Origin of the sequence: Aeromonas sp. S15(2024) (genome assembly GCF_041402265.1) — a bacterium.
GTDB classification, from domain to species: Bacteria; Pseudomonadota; Gammaproteobacteria; order Enterobacterales; family Aeromonadaceae; genus Aeromonas; species Aeromonas dhakensis.
The window spans coordinates 116,974-138,643 of sequence record NZ_JBGLQY010000007.1 but is presented as its reverse complement, the minus strand read 5'-3'; the positions used below and the strand labels follow the sequence as shown (position 1 = coordinate 138,643).

Sequence of the window (21,670 nt, the reverse complement as noted above, 5' to 3'; positions counted from 1 at the left end):
CACTGCTGCCAGCCCTCGCGCTTCACCCGCTGCCGATGGTCAGATCCAGGCCCGAAAATACCCTCGCTGGCTGAATCTGAATGCGAAAAAGACCCGGCTACGGCTGTGCCGGCCAGCCAATAAAAAAGAAGGAAGACATGTCGTCTTCCTTCTCGCTATTTATCTTCGCTCGGGATGACCCGGCAGGCCCACAGTTTGGTGGCCGTCGATGAAGGTCACGCCGCCTCCGCCAGCTCCTCTTCTTTTTTCTGGTAAGCCTGCGGCGTGAGACCCAGCAGCTCCTGCACGGTTGAAGCCACCGTGATGGAGGAGATGGTGCCCACCAGGATGCCGGCGAACAGGGTGAAGGAGAAACCATAGAGGGCGTCGCCACCGAACAGCAGCAGGGCCCCCACCGTGAACAGGGTGGTGCCCGAGGTAATCATGGTGCGGCTGAAGGTGGCCTTGATGGCCACGTCGGAGCAGTCGTGGATCCCCATCTGGGTGCGCGAGCTGAGCAGGTCCCGCAAGCGGTCGGAGATGACGATGCTGTCGTTGAGGGAGTAGCCGATCACCGCCATCAGGCCGGCGATGACGTTGAGGTCGAACTCGATGTTGAACAGCGCCAGCAGCCCCAGCGCCACCAGGCCATCGTGCAGCACCGACACCAGGATGCCGATGGCTTGGCGCCACTCGAAACGCACCGCCAGGTAGGCGGAGATGGCCAAGGAAGCCACCAGCACCGCCAACATCCCCTGCTGGAACAGCTCGGCGCCCACCTGGGGGCCGACGATGGTGGTGCGCAGCAGCTCCACCGGCAGGTTGAGCTGCTGACCCAGCATCACCGCCAGCTCTTCGGCCGGCCAGGGCAGCTCGTGGGGCGGCAGCTTGATCAGCCACTCGCCGGGCACGCCGGCGCCGTGCAGCTCGACCACGCCCGCCAGGGGAGCCGTCAACAGGGCGTTGAGCTCATGGGCCTCCTTCAGGGTCTGGATGCGAAACTCCAGCAGGATGCCGCCGGTGAAGTCGAGGCCGAGGGAGAGGCCGTTGATGGCGAGCACCGCGATGCTCGCCACGGTCAGCAGCACGGAGGCCCACAGGCCGATGTAACGCCAGCGGGTCAGCCCCATGGCAATGATCATTCTCAGCATTCTTCTTCCCTCGACAGCAGATGGCTCTGGCTTCCCGCAGGGAAGCGCGTGACGCGGGCGCGGAGCAGGCTCGAACGCGCGGCGTGATGACACAGGTGGTGGTCAGTCATGGTCACACCCTCAGCAGCTTGGCGCTGCTCTTGCCCCACAGGGGGTTGATGATGGCGCGCGTGCCCCAGATGCCGGTCACCATGCTGGAGATGAGGCCCAGGATCAGGGTGATGGAGAAGCCCTGCAGAGGCCCGGAGCCGATGGCATAGAGCACCACGGCGCAGATGAGCGTGGTGATGTTGGCATCGAAGATGGTGCGAAACGCGGAGCGATAACCAAAGTCGATGGCGTTGGCCAGCGAGCCCCCTTCCCGCAACCGGTCCTTGATCCGCTCAAAAATGAGCACATGGGTATCCACCGCCATGCCAACGGTGAGCACCAGGCCGGCGATCCCCGGCAGGGTCAGCACGGCGCCCGGCAGCACCGCCAGCATGCCTACCTGCATCAAGAGGTTGGCAATGAGCGCGGTGATGGCGACCCATCCGAACTTGCGATACCAGGCCATCATGAACAGCATCATGCCCGCCATGCCAAACGCCAGCGCGGTGAAGCCCGCCTCTATGTTCTGCAGACCCAGGGTCGGGCCTATGCTGCGCTCTTCCAGGATCTTGAGGGGCGCGGTGAGGGCGCCGGCCCGCAGCAGCATGGCCAGCTCCTGGGCTTCCGGTACGCTGCCAATCCCGGTGATGCGGAACTGGTTGCCAAGGGCGGTCTGGATGGTGGCGACGTTGATCACCTCGCTCTGGGCCCGCAGCTTGCCCTGGGCGTTGGTCTTGTACTCGGTGAAGACGGTGGCCATCGGCTTGCCCACGTGCTGGCGGCTGAACTGGTTCATCTTGCTGCCGCCCAGACTGTCGAGCACGATGTTGACCTGGGGTTGCCCCATCTCGCCCATGTTGGCGCGGGCATCGACGATGTGCTCACCGGTCAGCACCGGCTTGCGAGCCAAGCCAATCGCCTGGCCGCTGCGATCCGCCATGAAGAAGCGGCTGTCGGCCTGGGCTTCGTAGAAGGCCAGCGAGGCGGTGGCCCCGATCACCTCTTTCGCCTGCTTGGGATTGTGCACCCCCGGCAGCTCGATGCGGATGCCGTCCTGGCCCTGGCGCTGGACCGAGGCCTCGACGATGCCAAGCTCGTTGATCCGCTTTTTCAGGATCGACAGGTTCTGGGTCACCGCGTTGTTGGCCAGCAGGGTGCGCTCGGCCTCGCTCATCACCAGTCGCAGCTCGTTGCCGCTGCGCTTGAGGGTCCACTGATCCTGCCGGGTGCCGGCGGAATCTTTGATGATGGTGAGCCAGGGCGCCTGATCGGCCACCTCCGGCAGGGTCACCCTCACCTCCCCTTCGCTCACCCGGGCCACGTTGGCGCCGCGCAGGCGCGCCTCGCGAAACTGGGTGCGCAGCATGTCCACCAGGTTCTTGGTCTGGTTGTCGATAACGAAGCTCAGATCGACCCCGATCAGCAGCTGGGAACCGCCGCGCAAGTCCAGTCCGAGCTTGATGGGGGCGGCGCCGAGCTGGCTGATCCAGCCCGGGGCGTTGGAGTAGAACTCCAGGGTCAGCGCCGAGCTGTCATGGCCCTGCTGCTCCAGCAGCTGCTTGGCGCGCTGCTGCTCGGCCTGGCTGGCAAACACCAGCTCGACCCGCTCGCCCTGCTGCACCAGCTTGAGCGGCTCGATGCGGTTGTCGGCCAGCAGGGTACGCTGCGCCTCGGTCAGGCTGGTCTGGCCGTGCAGACCGAGGGAGGGCTGCTCACCGAAGAAGGTGGGCAGGGAGTAAAAGGTAAAGGTGAGCAGCATGAGCAGCAGCAGGGCGTACTGCCACATGTTCATGCGGTTCAGGGTGATACGACTCTTTTTTCTCATGAAATCAGCCTCTGTCAGGAGAAGGCGGCGCACTCGCCACGCTGGCGGCACGCAAAAAAACAGGAATGAGACAGTGGCCCGTTCACGCGCGGTGAGCAGGCATCAGGCGGCGATGAGGTGGTATGAAGGACCGGACCCCATCGGGATCAGGCGAGGTAACTCTGACAGAAACGGTATTGCAGGTGCTGGCGTTGCAACCGGTGCCGATGGATGGTGGCAAACCGATCGCGGAAACTGTGTTTGCGATAGAAGAGGGCGGCATAGAACAGCAGGCCGCACAGCAGCAGCAGGATCGCCTGTTGGGACCAGCTGGTGACAAGCTCGTACACCACGCTGCCGGGCTGATGATCGCTGCGCAGGGAGTGTTCGAGCCGCAGCAGGTGATTCTGGTGGGAGCTGACGAACTTGACGACCCCGTCGTCGCTGTCGCTGGCACTGTGGCTCACCTGGCCTGCGTCGGACGGCGCCGCGGCGCCATCCATCAACTGACCATGTTGGGCGTGATGCAGGGATACGGGCAGGGAAAACCCCTCCACCGAGAGAGTGGAGAACAACAGAGCGAGGGAGATGAGCAGGCTCATCAGCACCAGTTTCACTTTGTCGATCAGGTTCAAAAAGTTAATTCCCGCATAATAGAAAGGGCAAACTACCACAGGGGGCCCGTTGGAACAAGGATGAAGGGGGTCGCCAACCCCCTTCCCCACTGGCTGGCCGCAACCATCATCCCTCAGACATCTGCCTGAAATCGCGGGCATAGCCCTTGAGCAGGCTGTAGAGGTGGGCTCGCTGGGAGATATCCAGCGACTGGCTGAGATCGCTCAGCCAGTTGACGGTGCGCTGGCGCGACTGATCGGTATAGCCGGTGAAGCGACCATCCATCAGACCGTCCCCCTGTTGCAGCAGGGCGGTGAGCTGGGCGCCGAAGTCCTGGCTCTGGCGCTGCTTCATCAGCCGATCCAGCTCCTTGGTCCAGGCGGTCTGAAACTCAAGCCAGGGGGCCTGCAGCTCGTACTGCCACTGGGCCCACTGGGCCACCAGCGGGGCCTGGGCCGGCTTCACCTCGCCAATCCAGAACACCAGCCGCTCGTTCATCTTGTCCCGAAACTCCTTGAGCATCTCCTCCCTGGGCTTGTCGGCAAACTCCTTTTCCCGCTCGGCCTGGCGGGTGAGCCTGTCCTTCATGAACATGGCCACCTGCGCCTCGGTCAGGGTGCGCGCCAGCCGCACGGCCCGCGGCACCGTGTCCTCCAGGGTTCGGGTCAGGCTCTGCTGGGCCGCATCCAGATGGCGGGAGACCTGGGCCGGGGTCATGGGGCTCGCCACCGCCTTGGCCAGCGCATCGAGATCCTTGGCGTAGCGCGGCACCTCATACTGGCGGTGCCAGGCCATCAACCCCTTCACTTCGTTGTCCAGCAGCCGCTTCTGGCTGCGATCCAGTGAGAAGTAGTCGTCCAGCTGCCAGACGATGGCCACGTCGAGCCAGTAATAGACGACCCGGGTGGAGCAGCCAGCCAGCAGCAGACAGAGCAGCAGCAGACTCCAGCTACTGGGCTTGCGCCAGGAAAAGGTGGTCACCATGCAGGGCTCCAATGTTGATGAAACAAAGTTGACGAAACGGATGATTCACAATGCCTGACCCTCTACTCCAGCCGCTGCCGGTTGAGATCGATCAGCGCCTGGTAGTCAGGCCCCGGCTGCTGCTCGGCCATCAGCAGCGCCCACAGCAGACCTATGTAGTCGACCCAGGGCAAAAAGGCCCGGCTCTGAAAGCCGCGCGGGCTGACCGACTGCCCCGCCCGCTCGCTGTAGGCCTGCTCCAGCGCCTCGCGCTGGGCCTCCTGCCAGTTGTGGGTGCGCTGGATGCTGGCCACCTCGAAACCGGGATGCCCGGCGGCGCCATACTCCCAGTCGATGACCCAGGGCCGGCTCCCCAACAAATTAGCCGGATTGAGATCATGATGGCAAGGGAGCCAGCAATCGGCAGGCTCGCGGCTGGCCAGCAGCCCCCGCTCCAGCGCCGGCAACCAGGTCGGCACCCGGGCCAGCCGGCCACGATAGCCGGCGCTGTGAGCCCGCACCGCCATCACCACGCTCGGCACCGGCAACCGGTGCAGCCGCGTCAGCACCCCGGCCAACAGCGCCGGCTGCACCTCGGCCGGGGGCGGCGCCACCAGCCAGTTCGGCTCGTCGCACCAATCCAGCAGCATCAGGCCAGTGGCGGGATCGCTGTGATGGCAGGGCAAGGCCAGCCCCTGCCCCACGGCCCCCTGATAGAGCTGCCATTCGGTGGCCCGATCGATGCCAAGGCGCACCGGATCGGGATGACCCTGGCGCAAAAAGTGACTGCGCCCCGAGGGGAGGCGCAGTCGATAGTTGCAGTTGGTCAGGCCGCTGGTCAATGGCTCCAGCCGACCCGAGCGCCAGGGTGGCGGCAGGCGGGCCAGCAGGGCGCGCTCGGCGGCCGCCAGAGAGGCCTCACTCGACTTACCAGCCAAAGGTGGACTTCTTGGCCTGCTTGCGGATCTCTTTCTGATCGGCCCACAGCAGTTCGCCGTTTCGCAGATCCATCAGGTTCATGGTCATCTGGTAGTAGACATCCTTCACCTTGCCGTTGTCCTTGACGATGCTGGCGAGGTTGCCATAGACCATGTAGCGAGCGCCGGTCTGCTTGCCCAGGCGCACCATGGAGGCGGGATCCACCATGCCGCTGCTCTGCTGGTATTCGAGCTGCTGTTTGACCGCCGCCACCTTGCTCATGTCGACGAAGCGGAACTTGCCGGCGCGCAGCAGCTTGGTGCGGATGGTGTCGGTGATGGCCTCGGTGTCGATGTGCTCGGAGGTCTTGTTGCGGATGGAGTCCATGAACATCACCGGACGGCCGCCGGCGGTGATCTCGCTGGTGGCCGGCGACGCCAGCATGGAATCCGCCATCTTGTCGGCGATGGCCTGCAGATCGCTGGAACCGTAATCGACGGTCACCGTCTCGGTTTCGGTCGGATCGCCATAGCTGACGGTGGTGCTGGAGCAGCCGCCCAGCAGCAGGGCGCCGGTCAGGATCAGCAGGGCATGATTCATTTTCATCAGTAGGATTCCTCAATCACTTCGCGTACGTAAATCCGGTAGCCCCGGGCAGCCGGGCTCGGCGCCAGGGCAGACAGGGTGCGGGTCTGATAGCCGTGCAGCTTGAGCGGCGTCCAGCCGCGGCCATCGCTGGCCACCTCCTGCCCCGCCTCATCATACCAATAGAACAGGTATTGCAGCTTGTTGTCACCGCGCTGGGTGCTGGCCGCCGCCACATTGACCTGCAGCAGACCGTTCTGTTCGCGCCGGCTGAGCTCGGTCAGGGTGACATTGACGTTTTGATGCTGCTCCGCCACTGGTGCGGCGCCCGCCGCCCCATAGAGCGCCACGCCGGAGGTATTGGTGGCGCAGCCTGCCAGCAGCAGAACCAGGCCCAGAGCCAACCCGTGTGCTTTCATCTTGTTCTCCTTGCCGGCGACCCCGAGGGGCCCGACCGGTCACTCATGTGTATTGCCATCGTTCTCCGTCACAGCGGCATCACCCGCGTCGTCAGCCCGGCACCGAGGCGCTGCACCCACACCAGGGTGGTGCGCCCCTGGTGGATGGTGAGCGGCAATTGCCGCTGCGCTGCCCCCGCACCCAGGGTAAGGTTCACGTCACCCGCCGGCAGCATCCCCTGCCAGCTCGATGCCTGGGCCGGCAGCGTCAGCCAGCTGCGGGTATCCGCCCGCTCCGAGAGGGTATTGAAGATGCCAACCAGAATATTGCCCACATCGCCCCCCTCCTTGGCGGCGGTACGCCGCACCTGCTCCTTGGCCACCAATCGCAGCGCCTGGCGGGTCAGCATGCCGGGCAGCCGCTCCTGCAGATCTTTGGCCGCCAGCGCCTCCAGCCTGACCAGCTCGCTGGTCTGCTCGACCCGCTTGCCCACCGACACCGTGAGCGGCCCGGTGTCGCTGGCCCGATTATCGTAATAGGGGATGGCGACGGTAAAGGTGCGAAAATCGCCGCCGGAGGTGGAGATAGGCAGCGGCAGGAACAGCTCGCGCCGTGCCGGGATCAGCCCATCTTCAAACAGTACCACCAGCTGACCCTGACTCTTGGCCAGGGGCGGTGCCTTGCGGCCCACCTTTTTCTCGGTTTCTCGTATCTCGTCCGCGGCACCACGAAGCACAGCCAGGCGCAGCAAGGCATCCTGCAGGCTGCGGTTGTCCGGCACTATCTGGTAGCCACGCTGATAGTCGACCCAGGCATCGTTGAGATCGCCAGCCGCCTCATAGAGCACGCCGGAGAAATAGAAGGTGTAGGCGTTCTGGAAACCGTTCTTGACCCGCCCGATCAGCCGGTCCAGCTCGGGGGCGCCGCGCGACATCAGCTGGCGCATCTCCCCTTCTGCCTCGGCCTCTTCGCTCTCATTCTTTGCCTTGCGCACCTCGTCGGCTCGCCGTTTGAGGGCCTGCTCCTGCACCTGGTTGGCACGGCGCACCTCCACCAGGGCGCCCTCGGCATCCCCGCGCTGCAGGTAGTTGAGAGCCAGATAGTGGTGCAGCATGGTGCGCTCGTAATCGGGCGCCCGGTAGGCCATGGTCTGGTCGTTGGTGAGCAGGCTGCCCGCCTGGGCCAGCCCCTGGCTGACCCGGTACTCGGCCTGATTGTCTTCCCACGCCAACCGGCTGTCAGCGGCGGCAAAAGCCTGCTTGCTGGCGGCATCCTGACTCGCCAGCCAGGCGATGCGCCCCTGCTCGAGGCGGTCCAGCACATAGGTATCGTCCCCCGGCGTGGAGTCACGCACCTCGGGCAACGCCTCGGCGGCATGGCCCAGCAGCAGCTGGTTGCGCAGCGGCACCATCTGATCGGAATAAGAGACGAACATGTCTTGCCAGTGGGAGGCGCAGCCCCCCAGCAGGGAACCGGCCAGCAACAGACCGGCCAGTGGCAGGCGCGGCATCACAGGCTGAGCAGGGGTCCCAGCGGCTGGCCGCCGACCAGATGCAGGTGGATGTGGTAGACCTCCTGCCCGCCGTGGCGGTTGCAGTTCATGATGAGGCGATAGCCATCCTCGGCAATGCCCGCCTCGCTAGCCAGCTTGCGGGCCACGGTGAACATCCGGCCCAGCGCCAGCTCGTGATCCGGCTCCACGTCGTTGACGGTGGGGATCAGCACGTTGGGGATGATCAGGATATGGGTCTTGGCCTTGGGCTGGATGTCGCGAAAGGCGGTCACCAGGTCGTCTTGATAAAGGATGTCGGCGGGGATCTCTTTGCGGACGATTTTGCTGAAAATGGTTTCTTGCGCCATGGATAACTCCTTTATATGAAAAAGAAAATTCAATGCCTGTCTCAAGCGGTTCCAACGCCCGTCATCGAGGCCCGGCAAGTGTGACACAAGCCGACATTTGACACAGCCGTTGTCCCATTCTCTTCAGTTATTGTTAAAAATACCGATAGCCGGAAGACGTCTGCCGACGTTGCTCGCCCACAGTGGTAGCAGGGTATCAAATGGACGGGGTATTCAGGCAAGGGACTTTTGCATATACAGCGGGACAATAATGAAACAAACAATGTCAGACCTCTCCATCTTGCAGAGGGTCTATCTTGGCTTTGCCATCCTGGTGGCCGTGATGGCGGCCACCTCGGTACTCACCTTCCGCAGCCAGAGCGAGCTCAATCAGGCGCTGGATCAGGTTACCCGGCAGACCATGCCGCTGGTGATCGCCAGCAGCCAGACCCAGATCAGCCTGCTCAGCGCCAACAAGTGGCTCACCGACGTGCTGACCGAGCAGGATCTCAAGCAGATCCCGGCCGAAGTGGCCGAGCTGCAGCAGGCCAAGACGCAGGTCGACAAGACCCTCGCCACCCTTGCCCAACAGGCGGCGGAACACCCGGAGCTGCAGAGTGAGCTCGGCGCGCTCAACCAGTTGGTCAAGGACTACCTGCAGTTGACCGAGACCCTGCCCACCGAACACCAGGCCCTGCTCAGCCGGCTCTACAAGGTGAACCAGGCCAAGGGCCAGTTCCAGGTCAGCCTGCCCCAGTTCAAGAAGAACCTGGGGGACATGATGATCACCATCGACGACAGCTTCATCAAGATGCTCTCCGAGACCCTGACCACCAAGCTCTCCGCCATTGAACTCTCCACCATGGATGCCCTCAACCAGAGCATCCCCGCCCCCATCGAGGCGGCGCTCAAGCGCAACAAGATGCAGATCGAGGGCTTCAACAGCACCATCAAGGATCTGCAGGGGGAGCTCAAGGAGTTCGACAACAACATGGGCCACTACGTGCACGGCTTCGTGCGCGACACCACCGCCAGCGACGGCGTGCTGGCCCAGTACCTGGCGCTGATGCAGCAGCAAGAGCGGATGCGCGAGCAGAGCAAGCAGGCCGGCAAGCTCATCGTCAACATCCAGAGCAAGCTCGAGCAGATCACCGCCCAGAGCCAGCAGCTGATGAACAACAGCATCCGTGCCTCCGGCAAGGTGCAGACCCAGAGCACCCTCACCCAGGGGGTGGCGCTGGTCATCGCCATCACCATCGCCATCCTGGTGGCCTACACCCTCGGCAAGGCCATTCGCCGTCCGCTCAAGGAGCTGCTGCGGGTGCTGACCGAGGTGACCCAGGGCGACATGACCCAGCGCATCGGTTTTCGCAGCAACAACGAATTCGGCCGGCTCGGCAGCCAGGTCAACCTGCTGATCGAGCAGATGGGCGAGGTGCTGAGCCAGCTCTCCCAGGCCTCCAACCAGCTCAACAACGCCGCCCATGACAACCGCCACACCACCGAATCGGTGCGGGCGGATCTGGAGAAACAGCGCCAAGAGACCGCCTCGGTCGCCGCCGCCATGACCCAGATGGAGGCCTCGGTGCGCGAGGTGGCCCAGGCCGCCAACCAGACCCTAGAGCGGGTGATGGACGTGGAGAAAGCCTCCGAGACCGGCCGCAAGGTGATGGCCGGCAACATCACCACCACCCATCAGCTGGCGGGCAAGCTGCAGCAGACCGGTAAGGTGATTGGCGACGTAAGTGCCATGAGCGGCCAGATCGGCAACATCCTCGACGTCATTCGCGGCATTGCCGAGCAGACCAACCTGCTGGCCCTCAATGCCGCCATCGAAGCGGCCAGGGCCGGCGAGCAGGGGCGCGGCTTTGCGGTGGTGGCCGACGAGGTGCGCAGCCTGGCCGGGCGCACCGCCCAGTCCACCAGCGAGATCCAGACCATGATCGAGAACCTGCAGCAGGGGGTCGCCAAGGCGGTCACCGTGATGCAGGAGTGCTCCCGCGAGATGGACAGCTGCATGGATCAGAGCTCCCACGCCAACAACGCCATGGAGGAGGTGCAGGGCATAGTGGTGCTCATCAGCGACATGTCGAGCCAGATCGCCTCCGCCGCCGAGCAGCAGCAGGCCACCAGCGCCGACATCGCCACCAACCTCAACCGCATCTCCGACATCTCGGATCTCAACTACCAGGGGATCGAGCGGGTGGCCGAGACCAGCCAGCAGCTCGACTCGCTGGCCGAGCAGCAGGAGAGCCTGGTCAAGCGCTTTAGGCTCAGCGCCTGACGCCCACGCCAGCCCCAGCAACGACAAGGCCCCGCAGATGCGGGGCCTTGTTTTTTTACTGGCAAGCGGCGCGGGATCAGGCGTAGGCGATGGCGCCCTTGCCTACCCCTTCATAGGCCACGATCTTGACGAACTTGTCGCCCACGCTCTTCTTCACCTCGCGTGCGATGTAGTGGGCCAGCAGCTCTATGGTGGTGTCGGTGTCGATCATCTCCACCTCAGCCGCCGGCATGGCCAGCTGGAACAGTCCTTGCGGCGCCACATACTTGAAGCCGACGTAGTGTTCGCCAGCCTCTTGCAGGATGGCTTTGGCCTGCTCGCTCAACGCAAGATCGCCGAGGGCCACCCGATCCTCGTCGGTCCCAAGATAGATGTCGGCCCAGCGCTCGGCCCAGTTGAGCTCAAGCTCCTGGTCGCGCTCGCCGTCCACGTGGATCTCGATGGGAGAGCGGTGGCCGTGGGCGATGCGCTGGCAGTTGCCGTCGTGCTTCTTGAGGCCGTGGCTGTAGTGGTAGAAGGCGCCGTCGATGGCCTCCTGGCGCAGGGTCAGCGACAAGTCCTTGATGTTGCCCGGCAACCGCTTGGCCAGCACCGCCAGCAGATAGCGGGTGACGGACTCCTTGTCCACCTGGGGCGCCGGAATGAAGGCGAAGCCCTGGCTCGGGCAGCGCAGGTGGATGGAGCGACCGGGCCTCAGCAGATCGACGGTGCTCTCGTCACCGTCCAGCTGGGCCACCTGCACCAGGGGGCACTCGGTCGGCACCAGCAGCTTGTGATCCACTTCGTCGTCGATGATCGACTTGATCAGTTTCTTGACCCGGCCGAAGTCCAGCAACATGCTCATCTCGTTGAGCTCGCCGCTCATTTCGATGTCCACCAGCCAGCTCTCCCCCACCATACCGCGGCGTTCGCACAGGTAGCTGGAGTCGATCACGGTCAAATCTTTTACAAATAACTTCATCAGTCAGGCCTTGCTACAGAGAAAGGGCGGTTTGCGCTATTATGACCCGCGATTATCGGCAAAGGAACTGGAACCCCCCATGAACAAATTGCTTATCAAGAATGCCACCCTGGTCAACGAAGGCCGCATCTATGCCTCCGACGTGCTGATCGAGGGGGAACGGATCGCCCGCATCGCCCCGGATATCAGTGCCCCCGATGCAGTGGTGATCGATGCCGCGGGCCGTCACCTCATCCCAGGAATGATCGATGATCAGGTCCATTTCCGGGAGCCGGGGCTGACCCACAAGGGGACCATCGCCAGTGAATCCCGGGCCGCCGTGGCCGGTGGCACCACCAGCTTCATGGAAATGCCCAACGTCAATCCCCAGACCACCACCCTCGATGCCCTCGAAGCCAAATACCAGATAGCCGCCAACTCCTCCGCTGCCAACTACAGCTTCTACCTCGGCGCCACCAACGACAACCTGGAAGAGATCAAGAAGCTCGATCCGAAACAGTCCTGCGGCATCAAGATCTTCATGGGTGCCTCTACCGGCAACATGCTGGTGGACAATCAGGAGACCCTGGCCGCCATCTTCCGCGAGAGCCCGGTGATGATCGTCACCCACTGCGAGGACACCCCAACCATCAAGGTGCTGGAAGACGAAGCCCGCGCCAAGTGGGGCGAAGATGTGCCGATGCGCGAGCACGGCCGCATCCGTAGCGCCGACGCCTGCTACAAATCCTCCAGCCTGGCGGTCTCCCTGGCCAAGCAGTACGGCGCCAAGCTGCACGTGCTGCACCTGACCACGGCGAAAGAGCTGTCGCTCTTCACCGCCACCCCGGATCTGAAGGATCTCAAGGACAAGAACATCACCGCCGAGGTATGCGTTCACCATCTGTTCTTCAACGAGGCGGACTACGACACCCTGGGCAGCCAGATCAAGTGCAACCCGGCGGTGAAGAGCGCCGCCGACCAGCATGCCCTGCTGGATGCGGTACGCAATGACGTGCTCGACATCATCGCCACCGACCACGCCCCCCACACCTGGGAAGAGAAGCAGAACAGCTACTTCAAGGCGCCGTCGGGCGTACCGCTGGTGCAGCACTCCCTGCTGGCCCTGCTGGAGCTCTACCACAACGGGGTATTCTCGCTGGAGACCATCGTCAAGAAAACCTCCCACGCGGTAGCCGAGCGCTTCCAGGTGCAGGATCGCGGCTACATCCGCGAGGGTTACTTCGCCGACCTGGTGCTGCTGGATCTGGGCAAGCCCTACGTGGTCAACGACAGCAACCTGCTCTACCTGTGCGGCTGGTCGCCCTTCAACGGCTATCGTTTCCACAGCACGGTGGAGATGACCCTGGTCAACGGCCAGATCGCCTGGCAAAACGGTCAGGTCACCAACGAGGTGCTGGGCAAGCGGCTCACCTTCAACCGCTGATCCCTCCCAATCGGTGCCACCGTCACCACCGCACCATCACAGGCCGCCCACCCGGGCGGCCTGCTTGCTTTAAGCGGTTCTCAACCCCGTCATGAGCGGATTTTGGGCAAGTGGCGGCACTTTGAGCGCCGATTGTTCGCAAAGCAGGCGAACGCACCGCCACCGCGGTTTCCTTGTTGACAGGTCGGGTCCATCTCCATAAACTCAGCCCCCGTCAGCTCAGACTGACTTCGTCGGCGTGTAGCGCAGCCAGGTAGCGCACTGTCATGGGGTGTCAGGGGTCGGAGGTTCAAATCCTCTCACGCCGACCATCATTCCCCGAGAAAGGCCTTGTCAAACGACAAGGCCTTTTTTCTTTCAGGCGCGCCACCGCAGGAAGCGGCCCACCGATTGTGCCCCCCATGGCTTTGTGCTGTAGTGAAGCCCTCTGCTGCCAACCGGTGATCGAGATGCCCTCTCCCCGTCCCTCTGTGCCCGTCCTGCTGCTGGCCTGCCTCTGCGCTGCCCTGCTGCTCGGCTGTGCCACCCCCTATCACAGCAAGCCCTCGTTCTGGAACGGCCAGACTGGCTTCTCCCAGACCCGGCTCGGGCCGGACAAGTGGCAGCTGGAGTTTGTCGGCAACGATCTGGTGAGCCGGGAAACCGCCCGCAAGTACGTGCTAAAACGGGCGGGTGAAGTGGCGCAAGCCGAAGGTTATCAGTGGCTTGAGGTCAATGAATTGACCCTGCAGCGGGATGCGGTCAGGGTGACCCCGAGCCGCCCCCTGTTCGGGTTCGATGATGACGAACCGGACCCCTTTCTGGATCAGTGCATCGTGGAGCATCGCATCTCGGCGCTGCTGGTCTTCACCCTCGCCAAACGGGCAAGAAACGACCAAAGCCTGAAAGCTGATTATCTTGCCAACATCAAAATAAACAGCGATTAATATAGGCAAATTGCAAGATTCATATCACATACACCTAATAGCAAGATAAAATTCTGCTACAAGGCGCTGGATTTACCCCCCCGGATTAGGCATGCTGCCAGCACACCGGCTGTCAGGAATCTACGGCTCGGATCACAAAAACGGACTGAAGTGGCGCCCTTGCCACTTGAAATGCTCTGCACTCATCAAAACTGGGACCCACCCCATGAAAATGAACAAATTGACGGCTGCCATCCTCATCGCAATGCTGGTTGGCATCCTTACCGGTCAGGGCTATCGGATGTTTGCTCCTGACCAGGCCGCCGGCTTTGCCAGCGACATCACCCTGCTGACCGACATCTTCCTGCGTCTGATCAAGATGATCATCGCTCCCCTGGTGTTCACCACCCTGGTGGTCGGTATCGCCAAGATGGGCGACACCCGCACCGTGGGCCGCATCGGCGTCAAGACCCTCGGCTGGTTCATGCTCGCCTCCCTGCTGTCACTGACCCTGGGACTGGTGATGGTTCACCTGATGCAGCCTGGGGTGGGGCTCTCCCTCTCCCTGCCCGATGACACCGCCAGCTCCGGCGTGGTCGCCACTGCCATCTCCCTCAAGGACTTCGTCACCCACGCCATCCCGAAAAGCGTGGTCGAGGCGATGGCCACCAACGAGATCCTGCAGATCGTGGTGTTCTCCCTCTTCTTCGGGCTGGCCGCCGCCGCCCTGGGGGACGCCGCCAAGCCAGTGGTGATGATGATGGCCAGCGGCGCCGAGATCATGCTCAAGGTGACCGGCTACGTGATGAACTTCGCGCCGTTCGCGGTATTTGGCGCCATCGCCGCCATGGTCGCCAAGGAAGGGCTCGGCATCCTCGCCACCTACGGCACCTTCATGGCCCAGTTCTACCTAGCACTGGGCTGCCTCTGGCTGCTGCTGATCGCCATGGGCAGCCTGTTCATCCGCCGCCGCATGCTGACCTTGCTGGCCCTGATCCGCGAGCCCATCCTGCTGGCCTTCTCCACCGCCAGCTCCGAGGCTGCCTATCCCAAGACCCTGGACCGGCTTGAGAAGTTCGGTTGTGACAAGCGCATCGCCAGCTTCGTGCTGCCCATGGGCTACTCCTTCAACCTGGACGGCTCCATGATGTACTGCACCTTCGCGGTGATGTTCATCGCCCAGGCCTACGGCATCGAGCTCTCCATGGCCCAGCAGATCACCATGCTGCTGCTGCTGATGGTCACCTCCAAGGGGATGGCCGGCGTACCGCGCGCCTCTCTGGTGGTGATTGCCGCCACCCTCAACCAGTTCCAGATCCCGGAAGCGGGCATCTTGCTGCTGCTCGGCATCGACCACTTCCTCGACATGGGTCGCTCCGCCACCAACGTGCTGGGCAATGCCATCGCCGCCAGCGTGGTGGCCAAGAGCGAAGACAGCCTGGGGGAAACCGCACCGCTCGGCGAGGTGGATACCGCCAAGGCGTGATCCCCGCCATCCCATCAAAACGGCCCGCATCTGCGGGCCGTTTTCTTATGCCTCATGGCAACAGCACGCTCCCTAGCACCAGCGCCGCACCCGCCGGCAGTAATCGGCATAGGCCTCGCCAAAGCGCTCCTGCAGCGCCCGCTCCTCCGGCACTATCTGCCAGCGACTGAGCCAGCCCCACAGCAGCAGCGGACCGAGCCACACCAGCAGCCCACCCAGATAACAGGCCAGCGCCATGGTCCAGCAGAGCAGCCCCAAGTACATGGGGTTGCGGCTGACACGATAGATCCCCCCGGTGACCAACGCACTGGCCTGCGCCGGGTGCAGCGGCGTCACCGTGGTGCCTTGGCGGCGAAAGCGCAGCACGCCTCCCAGCCCGAACAGGCTGCCGAGCATGACCAGCAACAGGGCCGGTAGCGGCCAGCCACCGTTCACGTCACCCGCGCCCCATCCAAGCATGGCCGCCACGATCAGGCCAAACAGCAGCAACGGTGGTACCCGACACTCAAGACTCATCATCTATTGGCTCCCGGAAGGTGCCACGATCGGCACCTTGCGTTACACTCCCCGGCGGGAAAGCGCCGTGGAAAATTGACAAAGTTCATAACGATAACAATGCCTTGGCTACACTTTATCCCATCTGCATGAAAACGGTCACCCACTGACCGTCATGCGCCTCAACCCAAACAATAAAGAAAGGAACCACCCCATGCACAAGAAGACACTGCTGGCCACCCTGATCCTGGGCCTGCTGGCCGGTCAGGCCGTCGCAGCCCCCTATCTGCCGCTCGCCAGCGATCACCGCAACGGCGAAGTGCAGACCGCCAGCAATGCCTGGCTGGAAGTTGATCTTGGCGCCTTCGAGCACAACATCCAGACCCTCAAGGATCGCCTCGGCGACAAGGGGCCGAAGATCTGCGCCATCATGAAGGCGGACGCCTACGGCCACGGCATCGACCTGCTGGTCCCCTCGGTGGTCAAGGCGGGCATCCCCTGCATCGGGATCGCCAGTAACGAAGAGGCCCGTGTGGCCCGCGAGAAGGGCTTCACCGGCCGCCTGATGCGGGTGCGTGCCGCCACCCCGGATGAGGTTGAGCAGGCCCTGCCCTACAAAATGGAGGAGCTGGTTGGCAGCCTGGTGAGTGCCCAGGGCATCGCCGACATCGCCCAGCGCCACCACACCAATATCCCGGTGCACATCGCGCTCAACTCCGCCGGCATGAGCCGCAACGGCATCGATCTGCGTCTGGCTGATTCCAAGGAAGACGCGCTGGCCATGCTCAAGCTCAAGGGGATCACCCCGGTCGGCATCATGACCCACTTCCCGGTGGAGGAGAAAGAGGACGTCAAGATGGGTCTGGCCCAGTTCAAGCTGGACTCCCAGTGGCTGCTGGAAGCGGGCAAGCTGGATCGCAGCAAGATCACCATCCACGCCGCCAACTCCTTCGCCACCCTGGAAGTGCCGGACGCCTACTTCGACATGGTGCGCCCGGGCGGCCTGCTGTACGGTGACTCCATCCCCTCCTACACCGAGTACAAGCGGGTGATGGCCTTCAAGACCCAGGTTGCCTCCGTCAACCACTACCCGGCCGGCAACACCGTCGGTTATGACCGCACCTTCACCCTCAAGCGCGACTCCTGGCTCGCCAACCTGCCGCTTGGCTACTCCGACGGCTATCGCCGGGCGCTGAGCAACAAGGCCTATGTGCTGATCCAGGGCCAGAAGGTGCCGGTGGTGGGCAAGACCTCCATGAACACCATCATGGTGGACGTGACCGATCTCAAAGGGGTCAAACCCGGTGACGAGGTGGTGCTGTTTGGCCGCCAGGGTGAGGCCGAGGTGAAACAGGCGGATCTGGAAGAGTACAACGGCGCCCTGCTGGCGGACATGTACACCATCTGGGGCTACACCAACCCCAAGAAGATCAAGCGCTAAGCCACTCTTTGCCATAAAAAAGGGCTCCCGCGGGAGCCCTTGTTGTCAGTGCTTTATAGTCTGCCGCGTTCAAGCGGCTTTCTTGCGGGTCACCCAGAGGCTCAACCCCATGGAGGCCAGCAGGATCAGCGCAACCACACCCAATGCAATTCCGGTCGGGATCTTGAACACATCCAGCAGCAGCATCTTGACCCCGATGAACATCAGGATCAACGCCAGGCCGTATTTGAGCAGGGCGAAGCGCTCGGCCACGCCGGCCAGCAGGAAGTACATGGCACGCAGACCCATGATGGCGAAGATGTTGGAGGTCAGCACGATGAAGGGATCCGTGGTCACCGCGAAGATGGCCGGGATGCTGTCCACCGCGAAGATGAGATCGCTCACCTCCACCAGCACCAAGATAAGCAGCAGCGGCGTGGCGTAGCGCACCCCATCGCGCCAGACGAAGAAGTTCTCCCCCTCCAGGGTCTCGGTCACCTTGAAGCGGCGGCGCATCCAGCCCAGCAGCGGGTTGTTGGCCAGATCTGGCTCCTTGTCGGCCGCCCACAGCATCTTGACCCCGGTCAGCAGCAGGAAGGCGCCGAACAGGTAGAGGATCCAGTGGAACTGCTCGATGAGCCAGCTGCCGGCGAACACCATGCCGGCCCGCATCACGATGGCACCCAGAACCCCGTACAACAGTACCCGGCGCTGCAGCTCGGCCGGAATGGCAAAGTAGCCGAACAGCATCAGCCAGACGAAGACGTTGTCCACCGCCAGTGCCTTCTCGATGAGGTAGCCGGTGAGGAACTCCAGCCCCTTCTGGTTGGCAATCTCGCGCCCGGCACTGTGATCCAGCCAGAACCAGATGGCCAGGTTGAACAAGAGCGCCACGCTGATCCAGATGAGGGACCAGATGCCTGCCTCTTTCAGCGACACCTTGTGCGCCTTGCCACCGCCGACAAAGCGGATATCAATCCACAGCAGGACCAGCACTATGCTGAAGAAACCGGCCCACATCCACCATTCACCCATTTTTCACTTCTCCCAAAAACGACAAAACCCACGGCCGGGAGGCAGTGGGTTCGCGTCTAGAGCAGATACACCTTGCCTCTCGGCAAGGTCTCACTTACAGCCGACTTGCGTCAACTGCCCGGCTGCCGGGTGCACTGCAGGATATGGGTGCACCGTAATGACGACAAACCGGCGAGAAGTTACTCCCCTTGTTGCGCGGATAGTAACAGCGGAAAAAGATAACGCCAAGGGGCATCTTCATCTCCCTCGCAAAAAAATGGGGCGCCACCTGGGCGCCCCGTTTTTTCGTTGCGACTCATCCATCAGAGCGGATCGGCCTTGAGGCAAGAGACCGCATGGTCAAAGTTGCCCTCAAGCTGAGGCCGGGTCTTGGCGCACTCCGGGCCTGCCACCGGGCAGCGGGTACGAAACACGCAGCCTGAGGGCGGATTCATCGGCGATGGCAGCTCCCCTTCCAGGATCTGGATGGTCTTGCTGCGCTCCAGATCCGGATCCGGAATGGGCACCGCCGACATCAGCGCCTTGGTATAGGGGTGCAAGGGATTGGCGAAGATCTCCTTGCCGGTCCCCAGCTCCACCGCATTGCCCAGATACATCACCAGCACCCGATCCGAGATGTGCTTGACCACCGACAGGTCGTGGGCGATGAAGATGAGCGACAGCCCCATCTCCTTCTGGATGGACTTGAGCAGGTTCACCACCTGGGCCTGGATCGACACATCCAGCGCCGACACCGGCTCGTCACAGATGATCATCTTGGGCTCGAGGATCAGCGCCCGGGCGATGCCGATGCGCTGGCACTGACCACCGGAGAACTCGTGGGGGTAGCGGTTGACCAGGTTGGGCAAGAGCCCCACCTTGCTCATCATGGCGCGCACCTTCTCCTTCACCTCCTCCTTTGGCAGGGCCGGGTAGAAAGTGATGAGGGGCTCGGCGATGATGTCGCCTATGGTCATGCGCGGGTTGAGGGAGGCCAGCGGATCCTGGAAGATCATCTGGATCTCTTTACGCTTCTCGCGCAGCGCCTTCTGGTCGAGCTTGGTCAGATCGTTGCCAAGCCACACCACCTTGCCGTCGGTGGCCGGCACCAGGCCGATCAGCGCCCGAGCGAAGGTGGACTTGCCGCAACCCGACTCCCCCACCACGCCCAGGGTCTCCCCCTCGTAGAGGCGCAGGGTCACCCCGTCCACCGCCTTCAGGGCGGAGGGTTTGGCCCAGGGCCAGGCCTTGTCACTCTTGATGCTGAAGTGGACCTTGAGGTCAGACACTTCCAGCAGCAGTTTCTTGTCAGTCCCCATTTAGTTCACTCCCTTGATGATGGCATCCGATACCCAGTGGCAGGCCCGCTCCCGCCCGTCATTGAACGGCGTCAGAACTGGGGATTGCCGGCCGCAAATCTCGCTCACCCGGTGGCAGCGCTCCTGGAAGGGGCAACCGGTGGGCAGACGCAGCAGGTTGGGCGGATTGCCCGGGATGGTGGGCAGCACTTCCCCTTCGGTATCGAGGCGGGGAATGGCGCGCAGCAAGCCTTCGGTATAGGGGTGGCTCGGGCGATAGAAGATGTCGTTGACCTTGCCGTACTCCATGGTACGGCCGGCGTACATCACCAGCACCTTGTCGCAGATGCCGGCCACCACGCCAAGGTCATGGGTGATCATGATGATGGCGGTGTTGAACTCGCGCTTGAGCTCGTTCATCAGGGTCATGATCTGGGCCTGTACCGTCACGTCCAGCGCCGTGGTCGGTTCATCGGCGATGAGCAGTTGCGGCCGGCACAACAGCGCCATGGCGATCATCACCCGCTGGCGCATGCCGCCGGAGAACTCGTGCGGATACATCCCCATCCGCTTGCGCGCCTCGGGGATCTTCACCGCATCCAGCATGCGCACCGACTCCTCGAACGCCTCGGCCTTGCTGACCCCCTTGTGCAGCATCAGCACTTCCATCAGCTGATCCTTCACCTTCATGTAGGGGTTGAGCGAGGTCATGGGGTCCTGGAAGATCATGGCGATCTTCTCGGAGCGGATCTTGTTGAGCTTGTGCTCCGGCAGATTGAGGATCTCGTCGCCCTGAAACTTGGCAGACCCTGTGATGATGCCGTTCTTGGCTAGCAGCCCCATGATGGCGAACGCGGTCTGGGACTTGCCCGAACCGGACTCCCCGACGATGCCCAGGGTCTCGCCGGCAGAGAGAGAGAAGTTGAGGTCGTTGACCGCCACCACATTGCCGTCCGGGGTCTTGAACTCGACCCGCAGATCTTTTACATCCAGTAACTTCATAAAAACTCCTTATCGATCTTTCGTGACGTTTTCCTGTCGATCCGATGCGCTGTCCGCCCGATTGAGCCGCACTGTGCGGCCCTTCGGCGCGTTGTTCCAACGCTCTTTCCGCCGCTTTATCAGCGATCCTTCGGATCGAGGGCGTCACGCAGACCATCCCCGAGGAAGTTGAAGCAAAACAGGGTCACCACCATGAAACCGGCGGGGAACAGGAGTTGCCAGATGGCCACTTCCATCGACTTGGAGCCTTCATCCAGCAGGGCGCCCCAGCTGGTCATGGGCTCTTGCACCCCCAGCCCCAGGAAGCTCAGGAAGGATTCGAACATGATCATGCCCGGCACCAGCAGGGTGGCGTAGACCGCCACTATTCCCAGCACGTTGGGCACGATGTGACGGGTGATGATCTTCCACTTGGAGACGCCGCAGACATGGGCCGCCTCGATGAACTCCTTGCTCTTGAGGCTCAGGGTCTGACCACGGACGATCCGCGCCATGTCGAGCCAGCTCACCGCACCAATGGCGATGAAGATGAGCGCCAGGTTGCGGCCGAAGAAGGTCACCAGCATGATCACGAAGAACATGAAGGGGAAGGCGTTGAGGATCTCCAGTACCCGCATCATCAGGCTGTCGACCCGACCGCCGATGAAACCGGATGCCGCGCCATACAGGGTGCCGATGATGACGGCCACCATGGCCCCCATGATGCCGACCATCAGCGAGATGCGCCCGCCAAGCAGGGTGCGCACGAACAGATCGCGCCCCAGGCTGTCGGTGCCGAACCAGTGGCCGGTCTCCATGTCGGGGCCGGTCTGCATGGCGCCCCAGTCAGGATCGTCGAAGGTGTACTGGGACAGATGGGGCCCCACTATTACCGCCAGGCCGATGATGGAGAGAATGATAAGGCTGGTCAGGGCCGCCTTGTTGCGCAGGAAACGGCGACGGGCATCCTTCCACAGGGAGCGTCCTTCCACCACTTCCACTTTCTGGGCGAACGCCTCGATGGCTTCGCGTTTTTCAGTTGTGACAACCATGATGTACT

General features: G+C 62.8%; 20 protein-coding genes and 1 tRNA gene. 6 read left to right on the top strand and 15 right to left on the bottom strand.

Going from position 1 to position 21,670, the window contains the following annotated elements:
• Positions 1 to 215: 215 nt before the first annotated feature.
• The 9 genes from secF to hinT all read right to left on the bottom strand — a co-directional run bounded on the left by secF (position 216) and on the right by hinT (position 8,364).
• A complete protein-coding gene (gene secF, locus ACB033_RS15480) occupies positions 216 to 1,130 on the bottom strand; it encodes a protein translocase subunit SecF (protein WP_005302136.1) in 915 nt (304 codons plus the stop codon).
• Positions 1,131 to 1,242: 112 nt separating this feature from the next.
• Positions 1,243 to 3,045: a protein translocase subunit SecD gene (gene secD, locus ACB033_RS15475; protein ID WP_162519788.1), complete on the bottom strand. Its 1,803-nt coding sequence runs from the start codon at positions 3,043 to 3,045 to the stop codon at positions 1,243 to 1,245.
• A gap of 146 nt (positions 3,046 to 3,191) precedes the next feature.
• Positions 3,192 to 3,698 (bottom strand): hypothetical protein, encoded by a 507-nt coding sequence (locus ACB033_RS15470; protein WP_139724066.1) that lies wholly within the window; start codon positions 3,696 to 3,698, stop codon positions 3,192 to 3,194.
• A 67-nt stretch (positions 3,699 to 3,765) separates the two neighbouring features.
• Complete coding sequence (locus ACB033_RS15465; protein WP_017764232.1) at positions 3,766 to 4,623, bottom strand: DUF6279 family lipoprotein; 858 nt, start codon at positions 4,621 to 4,623, stop codon at positions 3,766 to 3,768.
• Between the two features lie 62 nt (positions 4,624 to 4,685).
• On the bottom strand, positions 4,686 to 5,540 hold the full coding sequence (locus ACB033_RS15460) for a phosphotransferase (RefSeq protein WP_139724064.1): 855 nt from the start codon (positions 5,538 to 5,540) through the stop codon (positions 4,686 to 4,688).
• Positions 5,530 to 6,126 (bottom strand): penicillin-binding protein activator LpoB, encoded by a 597-nt coding sequence (lpoB, locus tag ACB033_RS15455; protein ID WP_139724062.1) that lies wholly within the window; start codon positions 6,124 to 6,126, stop codon positions 5,530 to 5,532. Before lpoB ends, ACB033_RS15460 begins: the two co-directional genes overlap by 11 nt.
• A complete protein-coding gene (locus ACB033_RS15450; protein ID WP_010633660.1) occupies positions 6,126 to 6,524 on the bottom strand; it encodes a YcfL family protein in 399 nt (132 codons plus the stop codon). The genes lpoB and ACB033_RS15450 overlap by 1 nt, the downstream gene beginning before the upstream one ends.
• Positions 6,525 to 6,592: 68 nt before the next feature.
• Entirely contained in the window at positions 6,593 to 8,014 is a 1,422-nt protein-coding gene (locus tag ACB033_RS15445) for a COG3014 family protein (RefSeq protein ID WP_162519787.1), read from the bottom strand.
• Positions 8,014 to 8,364 carry a purine nucleoside phosphoramidase gene (hinT, locus tag ACB033_RS15440; RefSeq protein WP_005302161.1) on the bottom strand — a complete coding sequence of 117 codons (351 nt, stop codon included), beginning with the start codon at positions 8,362 to 8,364 and terminating at the stop codon, positions 8,014 to 8,016. Before hinT ends, ACB033_RS15445 begins: the two co-directional genes overlap by 1 nt.
• A 262-nt stretch (positions 8,365 to 8,626) precedes the next feature.
• Here hinT and ACB033_RS15435 point away from each other — a divergent pair, with 262 nt between their 5' ends.
• Positions 8,627 to 10,627, top strand: a complete 2,001-nt coding sequence (locus ACB033_RS15435) for a methyl-accepting chemotaxis protein (RefSeq protein WP_240041730.1) — start codon at positions 8,627 to 8,629, stop codon at positions 10,625 to 10,627.
• A gap of 76 nt (positions 10,628 to 10,703) precedes the next feature.
• Here ACB033_RS15435 and ACB033_RS15430 read toward each other — a convergent pair whose 3' ends face one another.
• Positions 10,704 to 11,588, bottom strand: coding sequence for a 6-carboxytetrahydropterin synthase (locus ACB033_RS15430; RefSeq protein WP_054544684.1), 885 nt, complete (start codon positions 11,586 to 11,588; stop codon positions 10,704 to 10,706).
• Between the two features lie 79 nt (positions 11,589 to 11,667).
• On the opposite strand from ACB033_RS15430, the gene ACB033_RS15425 reads away from it, so the two are divergent.
• From ACB033_RS15425 to ACB033_RS15410, 4 genes are all read left to right on the top strand, one after another.
• Entirely contained in the window at positions 11,668 to 13,011 is a 1,344-nt protein-coding gene (locus ACB033_RS15425) for a dihydroorotase (protein WP_017782966.1), read from the top strand.
• Positions 13,012 to 13,245: 234 nt separating this feature from the next.
• Positions 13,246 to 13,322, top strand: a tRNA-Pro gene (locus ACB033_RS15420).
• Between the two features lie 138 nt (positions 13,323 to 13,460).
• Positions 13,461 to 13,937 (top strand): hypothetical protein, encoded by a 477-nt coding sequence (locus tag ACB033_RS15415; protein ID WP_162519797.1) that lies wholly within the window; start codon positions 13,461 to 13,463, stop codon positions 13,935 to 13,937.
• A 205-nt stretch (positions 13,938 to 14,142) separates the two neighbouring features.
• A complete protein-coding gene (locus tag ACB033_RS15410) occupies positions 14,143 to 15,402 on the top strand; it encodes a dicarboxylate/amino acid:cation symporter (protein ID WP_162519785.1) in 1,260 nt (419 codons plus the stop codon).
• Between the two features lie 72 nt (positions 15,403 to 15,474).
• On the opposite strand, the gene ACB033_RS15405 is transcribed toward ACB033_RS15410, so the two are convergent.
• The gene (locus ACB033_RS15405) at positions 15,475 to 15,921 is read right to left on the bottom strand and encodes an isoprenylcysteine carboxylmethyltransferase family protein (RefSeq protein ID WP_139397785.1); all 447 of its coding nucleotides are present in this window, start codon (positions 15,919 to 15,921) and stop codon (positions 15,475 to 15,477) included.
• Positions 15,922 to 16,111: 190 nt separating this feature from the next.
• On the opposite strand from ACB033_RS15405, the gene alr reads away from it, so the two are divergent.
• Positions 16,112 to 17,338, top strand: coding sequence for an alanine racemase (gene alr / locus ACB033_RS15400; protein WP_005302179.1), 1,227 nt, complete (start codon positions 16,112 to 16,114; stop codon positions 17,336 to 17,338).
• Positions 17,339 to 17,407: 69 nt separating this feature from the next.
• Here alr and ACB033_RS15395 read toward each other — a convergent pair whose 3' ends face one another.
• The 4 genes from ACB033_RS15395 to oppC all read right to left on the bottom strand — a co-directional run bounded on the left by ACB033_RS15395 (position 17,408) and on the right by oppC (position 21,662).
• Positions 17,408 to 18,352 carry a TerC family protein gene (locus tag ACB033_RS15395; protein WP_017786763.1) on the bottom strand — a complete coding sequence of 315 codons (945 nt, stop codon included), beginning with the start codon at positions 18,350 to 18,352 and terminating at the stop codon, positions 17,408 to 17,410.
• A gap of 302 nt (positions 18,353 to 18,654) precedes the next feature.
• Entirely contained in the window at positions 18,655 to 19,650 is a 996-nt protein-coding gene (gene oppF, locus ACB033_RS15390) for a murein tripeptide/oligopeptide ABC transporter ATP binding protein OppF (RefSeq protein ID WP_005302185.1), read from the bottom strand.
• A complete protein-coding gene (locus tag ACB033_RS15385) occupies positions 19,651 to 20,631 on the bottom strand; it encodes an ABC transporter ATP-binding protein (protein ID WP_005302188.1) in 981 nt (326 codons plus the stop codon). It abuts the gene before it with no gap.
• Between the two features lie 119 nt (positions 20,632 to 20,750).
• Complete coding sequence (gene oppC, locus ACB033_RS15380) at positions 20,751 to 21,662, bottom strand: oligopeptide ABC transporter permease OppC (RefSeq protein WP_005302192.1); 912 nt, start codon at positions 21,660 to 21,662, stop codon at positions 20,751 to 20,753.
• Positions 21,663 to 21,670 lie beyond the last annotated feature (8 nt).

What these genes read in the sequence shown, in the direction of transcription:
- secF (WP_005302136.1), bottom strand. Translation starts at nt 1,130, where the DNA reads ATGCTGAGAATGATCATTGCCATGGGGCTGACCCGCTGGCGTTACATC.
- secD (WP_162519788.1), bottom strand. Translation starts at nt 3,045, where the DNA reads ATGAGAAAAAAGAGTCGTATCACCCTGAACCGCATGAACATGTGGCAG.
- ACB033_RS15465 (WP_017764232.1), bottom strand. Translation starts at nt 4,623, where the DNA reads ATGGTGACCACCTTTTCCTGGCGCAAGCCCAGTAGCTGGAGTCTGCTG.
- lpoB (WP_139724062.1), bottom strand. Translation starts at nt 6,126, where the DNA reads ATGAAAATGAATCATGCCCTGCTGATCCTGACCGGCGCCCTGCTGCTG.
- ACB033_RS15450 (WP_010633660.1), bottom strand. Translation starts at nt 6,524, where the DNA reads ATGAAAGCACACGGGTTGGCTCTGGGCCTGGTTCTGCTGCTGGCAGGC.
- ACB033_RS15445 (WP_162519787.1), bottom strand. Translation starts at nt 8,014, where the DNA reads ATGCCGCGCCTGCCACTGGCCGGTCTGTTGCTGGCCGGTTCCCTGCTG.
- hinT (WP_005302161.1), bottom strand. Translation starts at nt 8,364, where the DNA reads ATGGCGCAAGAAACCATTTTCAGCAAAATCGTCCGCAAAGAGATCCCC.
- ACB033_RS15435 (WP_240041730.1), top strand. Translation starts at nt 8,627, where the DNA reads ATGTCAGACCTCTCCATCTTGCAGAGGGTCTATCTTGGCTTTGCCATC.
- ACB033_RS15430 (WP_054544684.1), bottom strand. Translation starts at nt 11,588, where the DNA reads ATGAAGTTATTTGTAAAAGATTTGACCGTGATCGACTCCAGCTACCTG.
- ACB033_RS15425 (WP_017782966.1), top strand. Translation starts at nt 11,668, where the DNA reads ATGAACAAATTGCTTATCAAGAATGCCACCCTGGTCAACGAAGGCCGC.
- ACB033_RS15415 (WP_162519797.1), top strand. Translation starts at nt 13,461, where the DNA reads ATGCCCTCTCCCCGTCCCTCTGTGCCCGTCCTGCTGCTGGCCTGCCTC.
- ACB033_RS15410 (WP_162519785.1), top strand. Translation starts at nt 14,143, where the DNA reads ATGAAAATGAACAAATTGACGGCTGCCATCCTCATCGCAATGCTGGTT.
- ACB033_RS15405 (WP_139397785.1), bottom strand. Translation starts at nt 15,921, where the DNA reads ATGATGAGTCTTGAGTGTCGGGTACCACCGTTGCTGCTGTTTGGCCTG.
- alr (WP_005302179.1), top strand. Translation starts at nt 16,112, where the DNA reads ATGCACAAGAAGACACTGCTGGCCACCCTGATCCTGGGCCTGCTGGCC.
- ACB033_RS15395 (WP_017786763.1), bottom strand. Translation starts at nt 18,352, where the DNA reads ATGGGTGAATGGTGGATGTGGGCCGGTTTCTTCAGCATAGTGCTGGTC.
- oppF (WP_005302185.1), bottom strand. Translation starts at nt 19,650, where the DNA reads ATGGGGACTGACAAGAAACTGCTGCTGGAAGTGTCTGACCTCAAGGTC.
- ACB033_RS15385 (WP_005302188.1), bottom strand. Translation starts at nt 20,631, where the DNA reads ATGAAGTTACTGGATGTAAAAGATCTGCGGGTCGAGTTCAAGACCCCG.
- oppC (WP_005302192.1), bottom strand. Translation starts at nt 21,662, where the DNA reads ATGGTTGTCACAACTGAAAAACGCGAAGCCATCGAGGCGTTCGCCCAG.